The organism is Blastocatellia bacterium, from assembly GCA_025055075.1.
GTDB lineage: Bacteria > Acidobacteriota > Blastocatellia > HR10 > HR10 > HR10.
The window spans coordinates 85581-99409 of record JANWYV010000006.1 but is presented as its reverse complement, the minus strand read 5'-3'; the positions used below and the strand labels follow the sequence as shown (position 1 = coordinate 99409).

Here is a 13829-nt window from a genome sequence, read left to right as displayed (position 1 = left end):
GAGACGATGGGCTATACGATCACGCTGATTCCGGGAGATGGCATTGGGCCAGAAGTTTCCGCGGCCGTCGTGCGAATCCTTGCGGCAGCCCGCGTCCCCATCCAGTGGGAAGAGCACGTCGCGGGGATGCAAGCTCTCAATCGCTACGGCGATCCCCTCCCCTTCGCGGTCTTGGAATCCATCGAGCGCAACCGCGTGGCTCTCAAAGGGCCGATCACGACGCCCATCGGCGAAGGCTTTCCGAGCGTCAACGTGCGCTTGCGAAAGGAATTGGACCTGTACGCCAATCTCCGTCCGGTGCGCAACCTTCCCGGCATCCCCACACGCTTCGGCTCCGTGGACCTCGTCGTCGTGCGCGAGAACACGGAGGACCTCTACTCGGGATTGGAACACATCGTCGTGCCGGGCGTCGTCGAATCGCTCAAGATCATCACCGAGCGCGCCTCGACGCGCATCGCGCGCTTCGCCTTCGAGTACGCGCGCCGAGAGCGGAGACGGAAGGTGACAGCCGTGCATAAGGCCAACATCATGAAGCTCTCGGATGGGCTCTTCTTGGACTGCTTTCGGCGCGTCGCGCGCGACTATCCCGAGATCGAGATCGAGGAGAAGATCGTGGACAACGCTTGCATGCAGCTGGTGATGAATCCGCAGCAGTTTGACGTCCTGCTTTTGGAGAACCTCTACGGGGACATCATCTCCGACCTCGCAGCCGGGCTCGTCGGTGGATTGGGGGTTGTTGGGGGAGCGAATCTCGGAGATACGATTGCCGTCTTCGAGGCCGTGCATGGGAGCGCACCGGACATCGCCGGGAAGAATCTGGCTAATCCGACGGCGATGCTCCTGTCGGCTTTGATGATGCTGCGCCACATCGGGGAGGCGGAAGCAGCCGATCGAATTTACGCAGCTCTGTGCCGGGTGCTCGCCGAGCGGCAGATTCGCACCCGCGATTTAGGAGGGACGGCGACGACGACGGAATTCACTGAGGCGATTTTGGCGGAGCTGGAGGCATGAGGTTCACTCGGTCGCGGCGTCGAGCGCATCTTTTCCTGAGCATCCTCGTCTTCGCGAGCCTCGCGAATCCTTCGGCGGTCGCTCTACCAGCGTCATTGTTGCCCTCGGACCTCGTCTCGCAACTTCTCGCCGAAGCCTCGGGCGAGCGCGTCCTAGCGATCACGGCGGAACTGGCGGCCCTCGCCCGATATCCGGCTTCTCAAGGATTCGCTCGCGCCGCTGAGATCGTGGCCGAACGCGCGCGCGCTGTGGGATTGGCCGGCGTGCGCATTCTCAGCTTTCCTGCCGATGTCCCCTCCTGGGACGTGCGGCGCGGTGAACTCTGGGTGCTTGATCCGGAACCGGTCAAGCTCGCTGATGCGGCCGAGCTTCCGCTCTCCGTCGCTCAATACAGCCGCGATGCTGAGGTGGAAGCCGAGATCGTCGCCGTCGGCGGAGGGACGAATGCGGCCGATTATCGCGGCGTGGACGTGCGAGGGAAGATCGTGCTGGCGAGCGGCCCGCCGCATCAGGTCGAACCACTGGCGATCGTCGAACGCGGAGCAGTGGGGATCATCTCCTACGCGCAGAGCGCATTCTTCGGCATCGCCGCGTCCGAAGAAGCTGTGGCCTGGGGATATCTCTCTCCAGAACGCGCGAAGCAGGGAACTCCCGGATTCGCCTTCATGCTCTCGCCGACTCGCGGTCGAGCGCTCGCGCAACGGTTAGCGCAGGGGGAACGACTTCGTGCCCGCGTCCGTCTGCGCGTGGATATGCGATGGCCGGGACAGATGAAGATGGTCGTCGCCGAAATCCCCGGCACGCGCGTTCGCGATCAAGATATCGTCTTCACGGCTCATCTCGATCATCCGCCACCGGGAGCGAACGACAATGCCTCCGGAAGCGCTGCCCTCTTAGAGATCGCGCGCGTCCTTCTGACACTCATCCGCCAGGGGAAGATCCCACCGCCTCTGCGAACGATGCGCTTCTGGTGGGTGACGGAGATCGAGAGCACATATCGCTACTTCTTCGCAAATCCCGAGGAAGCCTCCCGCCTGTTGGTGAACGTCAACATTGACCAAGCGGGCGGAGATCGGCACGGACGCACGGATTTCATCGCGATTCGACAGCCGAGCTGGATGGGGACGTTCGCCGACGATATCATCCGCGCGATCGCGCGCTTGGCGTCAGATCTGGCTCCTGTTGGGCGCGCGCCTTCGCCGCTTTTCGTGGCGCCGACGGGGACGCGCGATCCCTTCGCGTTGCAATTCTGGCCCTACGCGCCGCTGTCGGACCATCTCGTCTTCGAGACGAGCGGCATCGGCGTCCCTTCGATCAGCCTGGCCGCGCCTTCGCTCCGATACATCCACACGAGCGAGGATCGGGTTGAACATCTGGATCCCACGGCGCTCAAGCGAATGGTGTTCCTGGGCGCGGCGTGTGGTCTTTTCCTCGCCAATGCGACGGCACGTGATTTACCGAAGCTCTTGGCTGAAGTGCGCGCGGGAGGAGCGGAACGCCTTGGAGAGGCCGAAGCGCGAGCGCTGCAATGGATCGCTGAGGGCACTCGCGAGGACGTCCACGCGCGCTTCAAACGCGCGTATCACATCGTGCAACAGGCGTACGAGCGCGAGAGTCGTATCCTCGCCTCGCTCGCGAAGCTCGCGCTCGCTGAAGGAGCCTCTGATCCTGTCGCCACGCTCAAATACGAGTCCGGCTTCACGTGGAATCTCTTCGTCCTTCAAGAAGCCGCCGTTCAGCTCTTGACCGAGCAGTATGAGCGCACATGTCGAACGCTTGGCGTCGCGCCGCAGGAGTTGGAGCCGGAGGCCGAAGAGCGGCGCCTTCATCAGTTCATCCCCATGCGCACGCTCTCACTGGGGCCGGAATTCCGCGCGTGGCTCGAGTACACTTCTCCACGACTGGGGCTTGGGCTCTCGACTCTCGTCAAGAATTTGATTGATGGAGAGCGCAGTCTCGCTCACATCTATTGGGCGGCATCCGCCGAATTCGAGAACGTGGCGCTGACGGACATCGAAGTATTCGTCAACGAGCTGGTGGCCAAAGGATGGGTGAAGCTGCGGGAACGCCAATAGGGCCAGGGAGGGGGATGATGGCTGTTCCTACGCCGACACTCGGCGAGGAGAAACTGCATCGCGGACTCGGCCTCAAGGAGGCCAGTTCGATCATCGTGGGGACTATTATCGGAACGGGCATCTTCATCGTCCCGAACACGATTGCGCGAGCGGTGGAAGCGCCGGGCTTGGTCTTCGCCGTGTGGCTCCTAGCGGGAGGATTATCGCTGCTGGGCGCCTTCACCTATGCGGAGTTGGGAGCGGCGTTCTCCCGCGTCGGCGGCGAGTATGTGTACCTGCGTCTGGCGTATGGTCCACTCTGGGGCTTCCTTTATGGCTGGACGCAGTTTCTGGTGATCAAGACGGGTTCGATCGCAGCGCTGGCGGCCGGATTCGCCATCTACCTCGGCCATTTCTTCCCCCTCTCGGAGAAAGAGAGCAGGATCATCGCCATCGCGTGCGTGCTCGCACTCTCACTGGTGAACTGTCGCGGCGTTCGCGTTGGCGGCGCTGTGCAAGCTGGGCTCACCGCGCTCAAGCTGGCGCTCATTTTGGGATTGGTTGGGCTCGCCTTCCTCCTCGGGGACGGGACGACGGCGCATTATCGGCCGATATGGCCAGAGTCTGCGCACGGCGAGTGGTTCGGGCGCTTCGGCGTCGCCATGGTCGCCGCGCTATGGGCGTACGACGGCTGGAATAACGTCAATATGGTCGCGGGAGAGATCGCGAATCCGGCGCGCACGATTCCGCGCGCGTTGGTGCTCGGCACGCTCGCCGTCATTCTCGTGTATCTGCTGGCTAATCTCGCGTATTTTTATGTGCTGCCCATCGCCGCGATCCAGGCGAGCGAGCGCGTGGCCGCCGATGCTATCGAGCGCGTCCTCGGCGCGCCGGGAGCGACGATCGTCTCTCTGGCAATTTTGATCTCCATTCTGGGCGCGTTGAACGGTTCAATCCTTTCGGGCGCGCGTATCTTCTACGCGATGGCTGCCGACGGGCTCTTCTTCAAAAAGGTCGCGCGGATCCACGAACGCTTTCGTGTCCCGCATGTGGCGATCCTCGCGCAAGCGGCCTGGGCGTCGCTACTGGCCGCGAGCGGCACCTACGAGCAGCTCTTCACCTATGTGATCTTCGCCGCATGGGTCTTCTATGGACTGACGACCGTCGGCTGCCTCTTCCTGCGACGAAAATTCCCCGACGTCGAACGTCCGTTTCGCACGCCGGGGTATCCTCTCGCCCCGCTGCTCTTCGGTGGGCTGGCGCTCGTCCTCACGGTGAGCACGTTCGTGGGCGCGCCGCGCGAATCAGCGCTTGGATTGGGCATCATGCTCTCCGGGCTCCCCGCGTATCTGCTCTGGAAGCGCAAGCTCGCGGGCGACGCGATGCACGAGCGCGATTTGACACCCCCCTCGACCGCGGGCTAATATTCGGCTTGTAGGACGCATCGAATCGAAGCCGGAGCGACGCATGGAGTCGACGATCTTGGCGAAGCTGACGGCCGAGCGACAGGCTTTCACCGTCAGCGAATTGACCTCGCGGATTAGGGATTTGCTGGAGGGGGAATTCCCCGATGTTTGGGTTCGAGGTGAGATCTCCAATTTCAAGTCCCACAGCTCCGGCCATTGGTATTTCACGTTGAAGGACGCGGTTGCGCAATTGCCCTGCGTTTGCTTCCGCTCGCAGAATCGGCTGATTCGCTTTCAGCTCGAGGACGGACTGGAGGTCTATGCGCGCGGACGGCTGAGCGTCTTCGAGAAGCGTGGCGAGTATCGCCTATTGGTCGCGTACATGGAGCCGGTCGGCATTGGCTCCTTGCAATTGGCGTTCGAGCAACTGAAAGCCCGGTTGGCGGCGGAAGGATTATTCGATCCCGCGCGCAAGCGCCCACTTCCACTCATGCCAAGGAAGATTGGTGTGATCACCTCCCCGACGGGCGCCGCCATCCGTGACATCTTGCGCATCCTGAAGCGGCGCAATCGTGGCATTGACGTCTTGATCTTCCCTGTGCGCGTCCAAGGGGAAGGGGCCGCCGAGGAGATCGCTGCAGCCATTCGCCTCATGAATCAGCGCGACGACCTGGACGTCCTCATTGTCGGGCGCGGTGGGGGTTCGATCGAAGACCTGTGGGCGTTCAATGAGGAGATCGTCGCGCGCGCTATCTTTCACTCGCGGATTCCCATCATCTCGGCCGTCGGACATGAGACCGATTTCACTATTGCCGATTTCGTCGCAGATGTGCGCGCCCCGACGCCGTCGGCGGCCGCCGAAATGGTCGCTGCACGTCGGGATGAACTGATCGAGCGATTCGCCGCGCTGGAGTCGCGTGCGGTGAAAGCGGCGCGCTATCTTCTCGCGAGATGGCGCGAGCGCCTCTTGCAACTTCGTGCGCGCCCGGGCTTCCTGCGAGTGCGCACGGCCGTGCAGCACGCGCGGCAGCGAGCGGATGAGTTGGATTACCAATTGCAAATTGCCATGACTCGACGCGTGCGCGCCACACGAGAACGCTTCGCCGCACTTTCGATGCGCCTCACGGCGCAGCGTCCGAGCCGACGCTTGGCGGAGATCCACGGGCGCTTGGCCGTACTTCGGAACCGATTAGAGGCGACGATTCGCGAACGCCTGCACATGTGTCGGCGTCGCTTGAGCCTCGCTGTGGGAAAGCTCGACGCGCTCAGCCCATTGGCCGTTCTCTCGCGCGGATATGCCATCGTGTGGAACGAACGCCACGTCATCGTTCGCGATGTGGCCGAAGTGCGCGTGGGCGAACGCCTGCGCGTTCGGCTCTTCAAAGGCCGGCTGACCGCAGTGACCGAAGAGGTGGAGTTGGATGAATAAGGCATCCAAACCAACGGACTTCGAGGCCGCCCTCAAAGAACTGGAGGGCATCGTCGAGCAACTGGAGAATGGGGATCTGCCGCTGGAGCGTGCGCTAGAGCTTTTCGAGCGCGGCGTCCGGCTCTCGCGGGAGTGCCAGAAGCGTCTCGAAGAAGCTGAGCGAAAGGTCGAGATCCTCATCAAAAACGCCCGCGGGGAGTACGAGGCTCAACCGTTTGAAGAACCCCCTGAGGAGGAGGCCCCTCGGCTGTGACGATGCCGTTGGAACGACGAGCGACCGAGCTGGCCGAATATCTGAGCGCGCAGCGAGAGCGCCTCCATCATTGGCTCGATCAACTCGTCCCTTCGGAAGCGACGCCTCCGGAAGTGATTCATCGCGCCATGCGATATAGCCTCTTCGCCGGAGGGAAGCGCTTGCGTCCGATCCTTGCGATCGCGACCGGAGAGATGTTCGACGTCCCGGAATCGTGGCTCCTGCCGACGGCATGCGCTCTGGAGATGATTCACACTTATTCGCTCATCCACGATGACCTTCCAGCACTCGACAACGACGATTGGCGACGTGGTCAGCCGACATGCCACAAGGTCTTTGGCGAAGCGATCGCGCTTTTGGCGGGCGATGCCTTGCTCACGCTCGCCTTCCAAACGTTGGCCGAGCTCCCGATTCCGCCTTCGCATCGCGATCGCCAGGTGCGGGTGATCGCGGAGATCGCGCGAGCGGCGGGGACGGTGGAGGGGATGGTCGGCGGCCAAGTGCTGGATCTCTTGACGGAGGGACAACCTTTCGATGAGCCGAGACTCGCGGCCATTCATCGCCTGAAGACGGGAGCGCTGATCACCGTCTCAGTGCGCGCCGGCGGGATTTTGGGCGGGGCGACGCCGGAGCAAATGCGAGCGCTCACGCGTTATGGAGAATGTCTGGGGCTCGCCTTCCAGATCATTGACGATGTGCTCGACGTCACGGGGACGCCTGAGGAGATCGGAAAGACGCCGGGCAAAGATGCCGCCGCTCGCAAAGCGACCTATCCGCGTCTGTACGGTGTGGAGGCCTCTCGGCAGAAGGCCGAGGCGCTCATCGGCGAAGCCCTCGAAGCGCTCCGATTGCTCCCGCGTTCGGAGCGACTCGCCGACCTGGCTCGCCTCGTCCTCGAACGTCGCGCATAGGGCGCGTCCCTCATGCCCGTGGTTTTCGATACATTCCCAAAATCAGGAGGCCTCCGCTTGCCGCGGCGCAGAACCAAGCGAAGAACTCGCCATGTCGCGCATACCACGTGAGAGGAGAAGAGGATGAGGGAGCGCGCACGAGCCAATGGCGCGTCGCCATTTGAAATAGCGGCGTGGCGTCCCGCACCTCGCCATAAGGAGTGATCAAGGCCGTGATGCCACTATTGGTCACGCGCACGAGCGGACGCCCCATCTCGACGGCGCGAAGAACGGCGTGATAGAGATGCTGGCGCGCGCCTGCAGTCGTTCCAAACCAACCATCATTGGAGATGTTCACCAGCAGCGTCGCCCCTCGGCGTACGAGCGCGCGCGGAATCTCCGGGAAAGCGGATTCGAAACAAATGAACGTCCCGATGCGCGCGCGCCCCACATCGGCGACCGCGTACTCGCGCCCCGGCACGAAGTCGCCCGCCAGGGCCGGGATCTTCTTCAAGAAGGGAAGGAGTTCGCGCCCGGGAACGTACTCGCCGAATTCCAGAAGCCGAATCTTGTGATAATCGGCGATGCGCGCGCCCTGAGGAGAGAGCATGGCGGCGCTGTTATGCCAACCGCGACCGCTCTTCCCCAGGTGATTCAGCAGAAGATACACCCCATGTCGGCGCGCGAAATCGGCGAGATATGCCGCAATCGCTTCGTCCTCATCCAATGAGAGATTCATCGGCGACTCCGGCCAGACGAGCAGCCGCGGGTGCGCGTCATCTCCTTTCCCTTCAGCGAGGACCTCTTCGGAGAGGCGCAGATGCCGATTCAAGCTCTCGACCACATCCGGAGCGCGCAATCCGGCGCCGCGCCCGATGACGGGGATCACTGGTTGCACGGCGAAGACGTGCACGAGAGACGTCCCGGGCTGAATCTCCGGGCGAGCTGTCCTTCCGACGAGGAAGACCAGACTCACGAGCGCGAGGGGAGCCCCGATGCCCAGAAGAAGCCGTCGCCACAGCTTCGTCTCGCGCAGGATGAAGAAGAGACCGAGCGCATTCGCCAGGAGCAGCAGGAAGCTCACCCCCAGCACGCCCGTGCCGCGCGCGATTTGAATCAGCTCGGGAACGCTCGCCTGGCTATATCCGAACAAGTTCCAGCCATGCCGCGTCAGGCGGACGCGCGCCCATTCCAAGGCGACCCAAAAGAACGGTGCCATGAAGACTCCTGTTCTTCCCCACCGAACAATCCCCCATCGCGCGAGCCATAGGAACGCGGAGAAGAAGATCGAGAGGACGAACGCCGGAATGAGCAGGAGCGCATAGGCGATCGGCGTGGGCACTCCCCCGTAGTGAACGATGGGAAACGTCAGCCATGAAAAGCTCCCATAGAAGACGACGAGCGCCACGCCCGAACCGAGAAGGGCGACCTCCCGAAGAGAGAGGGAACCTCGCGTCGCGAGGCGGAAGAGGAGAGGGATCCACGCTCCCCACGCGAGGAGCCATATGCCCTCTCCCAGAGGAGATGGAAACGCGAGGACGAAGGCGAGCGCCGTCGCTCCAGCACACACCCAATCACTCAGCGCCAACGGCGCATTGCGCGGAGCCATCGGAATCGTGTGCTCCGTTCGTTTCGCAGAGGCCGTCGCAAAGTGCTCGCCCATCTCCGACGAGCGCGCGTCATCGGTTGGGGATCAAGCGCACGTCGGACACGCCATAGTTCCTCAGCTCGCGCAGCGTGCGAGCAGCGGCCTCAGTGTCCTCGAAAGGCCCCAGAACGACCTCCACAACCGACTCACCGTCGGGCGTCGAACGCGGGCGAGTGAATGCCTGATCGAAGCCCCGTTCTTTCAAATGGGCGGCGAAACGCTCGGCCTCCGAAGCGGAAGAGAAACGTCCCGCTTGGATCAGATACGACGCGGGTTCGTCCGGCGACGCGGATGCCGCCACCTCTTCCGATCGGCTCCCGCTCGGCGATTTCTCCTCATGAATCGTCGCCGCTGATTCGGGGACTCGCACCCATCGCCCGATGAGCAAGCCCGTGGTGAACATGGCAAAAGCCAACGTCACAGAGCCAATGAAGAGCACAATCGCACGTCGGCTTCTCGCTCGAATGTCATCGTGCATAGGACGTCTCGCCTCAAGACCGATCCGTCACCTCCGCTCGAGCTTGTCGCGGAGCAAGGACGGAGAGCAACTCGAGGGGTAACGGGAAGACGACGGTTGAATTCTTCTCCGCACCGATCTCAGTGAGCGTCTGCAGGTACCGCAGTTGGATGGAGAGCGGCTCCTGGGCGAGCTTCCGCGCGGCATCGGTCAATTGCTGCGCGGCCAGATATTCGCCCTCAGCATGAATGATCTTGGCGCGCTTCTCGCGTTCGGCCTCCGCCTGCTTAGAGATCGCTCGAATCATCTCCTGCGGCAGATCCACGGCCTTGATCTCGACCATGCTCACTTTGATTCCCCACGGGTCGGTGTGCTTGTCGAGGATGCGCTGCAAGCGGGCGTTCAGCTCCTCGCGCTTGCTGAGAAGATCGTCTAATTCGACTTCGCCGCAGACCGAGCGCAAGGTCGTTTGCGCGAGCTGCGAGGTGGCGTAGAGATAATTCTCGACCTCGACGATGGCCTTATTCGCATCAATGACGCGGAAGTAGACGACGGCATTCACCTTCACCGAGACGTTATCGCGCGTGATGACGTCCTGCGGGGGTACGTCCATCGCGACGGTGCGCAAGCTCACGCGCACCATGCGTTGGAAGGGGCCGATCACCAGGCGAATGCCCGGGGGTTTCGGCTCAGGTCGCAATCGCCCGAAGGTGAAGACGACGCCGCGTTCGTACTCATTGATGACCTTGATCCAGCTCAACACCCAAAGCAGCAGGATGACCACCGCGATCGTGGATCCCGTGAAGAGTTCCGGCATAGCTCCCTCCTTTCGCATGCACCGAGGTCCCCGCTCCCTGCGGGATTCCCGCTCAGGTGCGCTCCTCATTTCGGGCCACGTCCAGGATGGAGGTCTGGCGTGGCGGCTCCAGAGGTTGCATGGCTTCGACGCGCAACTTCAAGCCATCGATCCCCACGACGCGCACGCGTTCGCCCTTGGCGATCCGGGAAGAGGCAATAGCGCTCCACAACTCGCCGCGCACAAAGACCTGCCCCTCGGGATTCAGCTCCGTCTCCGCCGTCCCGATCAACCCCACCATGCCGAGATCGCCAGTGACGACCTTTTGCTCCCGCGCCTTCATGGCCAAGCGCAGGATCACGATCATCGCCACAGCAGTCGGAACGGCGATCGCGATGGCGATCGAACGGTGGATCTGGATCGCCGGATCTGGTGCATCCACGAGCATCAGCGCCCCGATGATCATCGAGACGACGCCCCCGAGCCCGAGCACACCGAAGCTCTGGATCTTCGCCTCGGCGATGAAGAGCGCGATGGCGATGATGAGCAGCAGCACGCCGGTCAAGCTGATCGGCAGCAGATGGAACCCGTAGAGGGCGAGCACGAGAGCGATCGTGCCGACGACGGCCGGGATGATCGCTCCCGGATTGTTCAATTCGAAGTAGATCATGAGCAGGCCGATGGCGCCCAGCACGAAGGCGATGTTCGGATTCGCCAGGAAGCTGAGCACCCGCTCGCGCAGGGTGGGTTCGATGCGCACTACCGATTCCCCTTTCGTGCGCAACGTGACGGTCTCTCCGCTCAACCGACGGATCGTCCGCCCATCCAATTGCGCGAGCAGATCCGAGAGATCGCGCGCGACGAGATCGATCAATCCCTCGCGCAACGCCTCCGTCTCCGTATAGGAACGGCTCGTGCGCACGGCCGCTTCAGCCAGCTCGATATTGCGCCCTCGCTTCTCGGCGAGCGAGCGAATGTAGGCCGCCGCATCGTTCTCTGCCTTCTCATACATCGTGCGATCCTGCTCCATCCCGATGGCCACTGGATGCGCGGCTCCCGTGTTCGTTCCCGGCGCCATGGCCGCGACATCGGCAGCGATGAGGATGAAGAAGCCGGCGGAGGCCGCATTAGCTCCGCTCGGCGAGACGTAGACGACCACGGGCACACGGGCAGCGAGGATGCGCTCGACGATCTCCCGCATGGCCGAGACGAGCCCCCCCGGTGTGCGCAACGTGATGATGAGCGCGCGCGATTGCGCTTGCTCGGCCACGCGAATCGCCCGCTCGACCAATTGCGCGCTCGCCGGATGCACGATGTCGTCGAAGTTCACGACATGGACATCCGCCCGCGCGATGCCGCAGAGGAGCACGGTGAGACATCCAGCTTGTACGATCAACCGCCTATGCTTCATAAATCCGGCAATAATTTAGCACAAGACGAGAGCCCGCGTCATCAGCGCAGATCGCGCGTCGCAATGAGGATCTCCTCGCCGAATGGCAATTGAACGGCCAGATACGTCGCACGTGGAGAAGGAAGGCCGAAGAAGACCAAGCCGACTTGAGCCGGAGATGGCCAGGGCTTCTCGTCGCCTCGCCATCGCTGTTCCCCAACGGCCTCGAATCGCGCGCGCGCCTGAGCGTCCAGATCCGGTCCCTGAGCGCGAAACTCCAGACATTCTCCTTTCCGCCGCACAATGGAGAGCCCCTCCAACCGGCTGAGCGCGAAGCGCCGCTCACTCACCCCATCGCGCAACAGTACCCCGCGCGGACAGAAATACCGCACCTTCCCTCGATCGCGTTCGGATCCGACGTAGAGCCAAACGGTCGTCTCCTGACGTTCCATGTCCAGCGTCACAGCGAGCGGATAGAGGACAAACACATGATCCTCGACCTTCACCTCATAGCGCGCCAAGGGCTCGATCCGGCGCATCCCCGGACCATACCACGATTGCGCATCTGTCGAAGGCACCTCCCACAGAAGGTTCACGACGAGCAAGACGCGCGCGACCGTATATGCACGCGGCCTCTGATGCGCTCGCGATTTGTTCATCGTCCCTCTCCCCTCAGACGGAGCTCGAGTTTATCGTAAACCTCATCGGTGAAATGCTCAAGCCAGCGCAGGATCGCGGGAAACAAGGTGTTCACCTCGAAGTCGCGCTCGTACGTGGCGGGCCATTGCCGCGGATCGTCGGGAATATAGATCCGTGCGTCGCCGGCTCGCAGCGTCGTCTCCCCCTGCGTCGGATTCGATCGCTCCACGCGCCCGATCAATCGCGGCGCCGTCAAGCTCGCGGCGGCGAGATGGCTCAGATCACGATAGATCCGATCGGCCGTCTCGGCGCGCGTCCTCGCTTCCAGAACGCGCGCGAGCGGATCATCTCGAAATTCCTTCAATCCGAACAATCGTTCGCGCACGGTGTAAAACGTCACCCATCGGGTGCGTCCCGTGGGATCGAAGAAGCGATGCTGCGCATCCACGTGCCAGTAGACGAAATTGATCTCGCGGGCCACGGCATCGAGCGCCCCCTTCGCCAATTGCAGGAAACTCCACATCTTCTGCTCCACCGCGCTGAAGGACGCGATCGCCTTCTCCGATCCGAAGACCTCGCAGGAAAGCTCTTCATTGAGAAGCTCCAGATAGACATCGAGCGCCGCGCGCTGGAACCAGCAGGTGCTCCAATGCGCGAGGGCCGCCTGTCGCCGCCCAGCTTCATCGAGCGCTGACCAAATGCGCAATCGCTCGACGAATGCGGTCTCCGCTCGCGTCCCTCGCCAGGGCCGTAGTTCGAGCGGCTCGCGCATGGTCGAATCCCCTATCAAGAGGGGGGCGAGGGCGCGTCACCTCCAAAGGGAGCGCTCACCGCGTCCGCTCGACGGTGAACTCCGCGATGCGATCCAGAGCATCTCGATACGGAGAAGGCGCCACCACGCGCAGACAGGCCGAAGCCCGGTGAGCATACGCGCGCGCTTCTTCACGGGCGCGTTCCAAACAGCCTTCCGCTTCCAACACGGCGACCAACTCCTGCCGCGTCACCTTTCGATAATCGCCGTCGGCAAGCACTGCGCGCACCATCTCCAGATACTTCGGTTCCCCGCGCTCGACCAACAGGATCACGGGGAGCGTCAGCTTCCCTTCGCGCAGATCATTGCCCGCGGGCTTGCCCAGGCTCTCATCATCGGCGACGAAATCGAGTACATCGTCAATCAATTGGAAAGCCGTGCCGAGATGCATCCCATAGTCGCGCAAAGCCTGCTGCTCGACCGGCGATGCTCCGCCGAGGATCCCCCCGATCTCCGCACATGCGCTGAAGAGATAGGCCGTCTTCCGCTGGAGGATCTCGAAATATCGCTCCCGCGTGATGAAGAGGTCGCCGATGTGGCCGAGCTGAATCAGCTCACCCTCCGTCATCTTCCGCGTGATTCGCGTGAGTAGGTCGAGGATCTCGAAGCTCCGCTCCTCGAGCGCCATCTCGAACGCGCGCATGTAGAGCCAGTCGCCCATGAGCACGGTGATTTGATTCCCCCACCGCGCGTTCACCGAGGGGCGTCCACGCCGCATCTCCGCGCCATCGATGATGTCATCATGCACGAGCGTGGCCGTATGGATGAATTCGACGACGACGGCGAGCCGGATCGCCGAAGGTGTGATGGGACGTCCCCAGAGCTTCGCCGACAACAGCAACAACGCCGGTCGAATGCGCTTCCCTCCACCGTCCTTCACATATCGTCCGATCTCGGCGATCAGGGGCACCTCGGAAGCGATTTGGCGAGAGAACTCATGCTCGAACGCGGCCAGCTCCTCGCGAACCAGGACGAAGATCTCCGATGCCGAAGTCGTCCCCGCTCGGGTCGCCCGCTCCAGATTATTCGCCCCCTGTTGTGTCAT

Annotated in this window: 13 protein-coding genes; 6 read left to right on the top strand and 7 right to left on the bottom strand. The window is 62.7% G+C overall.

Translation table 11 applies throughout. From position 1 onward, the window contains the following. Window positions 1–6: 6 nt before the first annotated feature. The 6 genes from NZ746_02340 to NZ746_02315 are packed head-to-tail and all read left to right on the top strand — an operon-like array spanning window position 7 to window position 7064. Window positions 7–1011, top strand: coding sequence for an isocitrate dehydrogenase (NAD(+)) (locus NZ746_02340; GenBank protein ID MCS6816200.1), 1005 nt, complete (start codon window positions 7–9; stop codon window positions 1009–1011). Further along, a complete protein-coding gene (locus NZ746_02335) occupies window positions 1008–3086 on the top strand; it encodes a M28 family peptidase (GenBank protein MCS6816199.1) in 2079 nt (692 codons plus the stop codon). Before NZ746_02340 ends, NZ746_02335 begins: the two co-directional genes overlap by 4 nt. Before the next feature lie 17 nt (window positions 3087–3103). Further along, window positions 3104–4489, top strand: a complete 1386-nt coding sequence (locus NZ746_02330; protein MCS6816198.1) for an amino acid permease — start codon at window positions 3104–3106, stop codon at window positions 4487–4489. Between the two features lie 43 nt (window positions 4490–4532). Next, the gene (gene xseA, locus NZ746_02325; protein ID MCS6816197.1) at window positions 4533–5900 is read left to right on the top strand and encodes an exodeoxyribonuclease VII large subunit; all 1368 of its coding nucleotides are present in this window, start codon (window positions 4533–4535) and stop codon (window positions 5898–5900) included. Beyond that, a complete protein-coding gene (locus tag NZ746_02320) occupies window positions 5893–6153 on the top strand; it encodes an exodeoxyribonuclease VII small subunit (GenBank protein MCS6816196.1) in 261 nt (86 codons plus the stop codon). Before xseA ends, NZ746_02320 begins: the two co-directional genes overlap by 8 nt. Before the next feature lie 2 nt (window positions 6154–6155). Beyond that, the gene (locus tag NZ746_02315; protein MCS6816195.1) at window positions 6156–7064 is read left to right on the top strand and encodes a polyprenyl synthetase family protein; all 909 of its coding nucleotides are present in this window, start codon (window positions 6156–6158) and stop codon (window positions 7062–7064) included. Between the two features lie 10 nt (window positions 7065–7074). On the opposite strand, the gene lnt is transcribed toward NZ746_02315, so the two are convergent. The 7 genes from lnt to NZ746_02280 form a co-directional block, all read right to left on the bottom strand. Continuing rightward, complete coding sequence (lnt, locus tag NZ746_02310) at window positions 7075–8652, bottom strand: apolipoprotein N-acyltransferase (protein MCS6816194.1); 1578 nt, start codon at window positions 8650–8652, stop codon at window positions 7075–7077. A 70-nt stretch (window positions 8653–8722) separates the two neighbouring features. Beyond that, the gene (locus tag NZ746_02305) at window positions 8723–9169 is read right to left on the bottom strand and encodes an SPOR domain-containing protein (protein MCS6816193.1); all 447 of its coding nucleotides are present in this window, start codon (window positions 9167–9169) and stop codon (window positions 8723–8725) included. Window positions 9170–9182: 13 nt separating this feature from the next. Next, complete coding sequence (locus tag NZ746_02300; GenBank protein MCS6816192.1) at window positions 9183–9965, bottom strand: slipin family protein; 783 nt, start codon at window positions 9963–9965, stop codon at window positions 9183–9185. Between the two features lie 52 nt (window positions 9966–10017). Further along, window positions 10018–11355, bottom strand: coding sequence for a nodulation protein NfeD (locus tag NZ746_02295; GenBank protein MCS6816191.1), 1338 nt, complete (start codon window positions 11353–11355; stop codon window positions 10018–10020). A gap of 41 nt (window positions 11356–11396) precedes the next feature. Beyond that, on the bottom strand, window positions 11397–11993 hold the full coding sequence (locus NZ746_02290; GenBank protein ID MCS6816190.1) for a hypothetical protein: 597 nt from the start codon (window positions 11991–11993) through the stop codon (window positions 11397–11399). Beyond that, window positions 11990–12745 (bottom strand): hypothetical protein, encoded by a 756-nt coding sequence (locus NZ746_02285; GenBank protein MCS6816189.1) that lies wholly within the window; start codon window positions 12743–12745, stop codon window positions 11990–11992. The genes NZ746_02290 and NZ746_02285 overlap by 4 nt, the downstream gene beginning before the upstream one ends. Window positions 12746–12800: 55 nt before the next feature. After that, window positions 12801–13829: a polyprenyl synthetase family protein gene (locus NZ746_02280; GenBank protein MCS6816188.1), complete on the bottom strand. Its 1029-nt coding sequence runs from the start codon at window positions 13827–13829 to the stop codon at window positions 12801–12803.

What these genes read in the sequence shown, in the direction of transcription:
- NZ746_02330 (MCS6816198.1), top strand. Translation starts at nt 3,104, where the DNA reads ATGGCTGTTCCTACGCCGACACTCGGCGAGGAGAAACTGCATCGCGGA.
- NZ746_02300 (MCS6816192.1), bottom strand. Translation starts at nt 9,965, where the DNA reads ATGCCGGAACTCTTCACGGGATCCACGATCGCGGTGGTCATCCTGCTG.
- xseA (MCS6816197.1), top strand. Translation starts at nt 4,533, where the DNA reads ATGGAGTCGACGATCTTGGCGAAGCTGACGGCCGAGCGACAGGCTTTC.
- NZ746_02285 (MCS6816189.1), bottom strand. Translation starts at nt 12,745, where the DNA reads ATGCGCGAGCCGCTCGAACTACGGCCCTGGCGAGGGACGCGAGCGGAG.
- NZ746_02335 (MCS6816199.1), top strand. Translation starts at nt 1,008, where the DNA reads ATGAGGTTCACTCGGTCGCGGCGTCGAGCGCATCTTTTCCTGAGCATC.
- NZ746_02295 (MCS6816191.1), bottom strand. Translation starts at nt 11,355, where the DNA reads ATGAAGCATAGGCGGTTGATCGTACAAGCTGGATGTCTCACCGTGCTC.
- NZ746_02320 (MCS6816196.1), top strand. Translation starts at nt 5,893, where the DNA reads ATGAATAAGGCATCCAAACCAACGGACTTCGAGGCCGCCCTCAAAGAA.
- NZ746_02290 (MCS6816190.1), bottom strand. Translation starts at nt 11,993, where the DNA reads ATGAACAAATCGCGAGCGCATCAGAGGCCGCGTGCATATACGGTCGCG.
- NZ746_02305 (MCS6816193.1), bottom strand. Translation starts at nt 9,169, where the DNA reads ATGCACGATGACATTCGAGCGAGAAGCCGACGTGCGATTGTGCTCTTC.
- NZ746_02280 (MCS6816188.1), bottom strand. Translation starts at nt 13,829, where the DNA reads ATGACACAACAGGGGGCGAATAATCTGGAGCGGGCGACCCGAGCGGGG.
- lnt (MCS6816194.1), bottom strand. Translation starts at nt 8,652, where the DNA reads ATGGCTCCGCGCAATGCGCCGTTGGCGCTGAGTGATTGGGTGTGTGCT.
- NZ746_02315 (MCS6816195.1), top strand. Translation starts at nt 6,156, where the DNA reads ATGCCGTTGGAACGACGAGCGACCGAGCTGGCCGAATATCTGAGCGCG.
- NZ746_02340 (MCS6816200.1), top strand. Translation starts at nt 7, where the DNA reads ATGGGCTATACGATCACGCTGATTCCGGGAGATGGCATTGGGCCAGAA.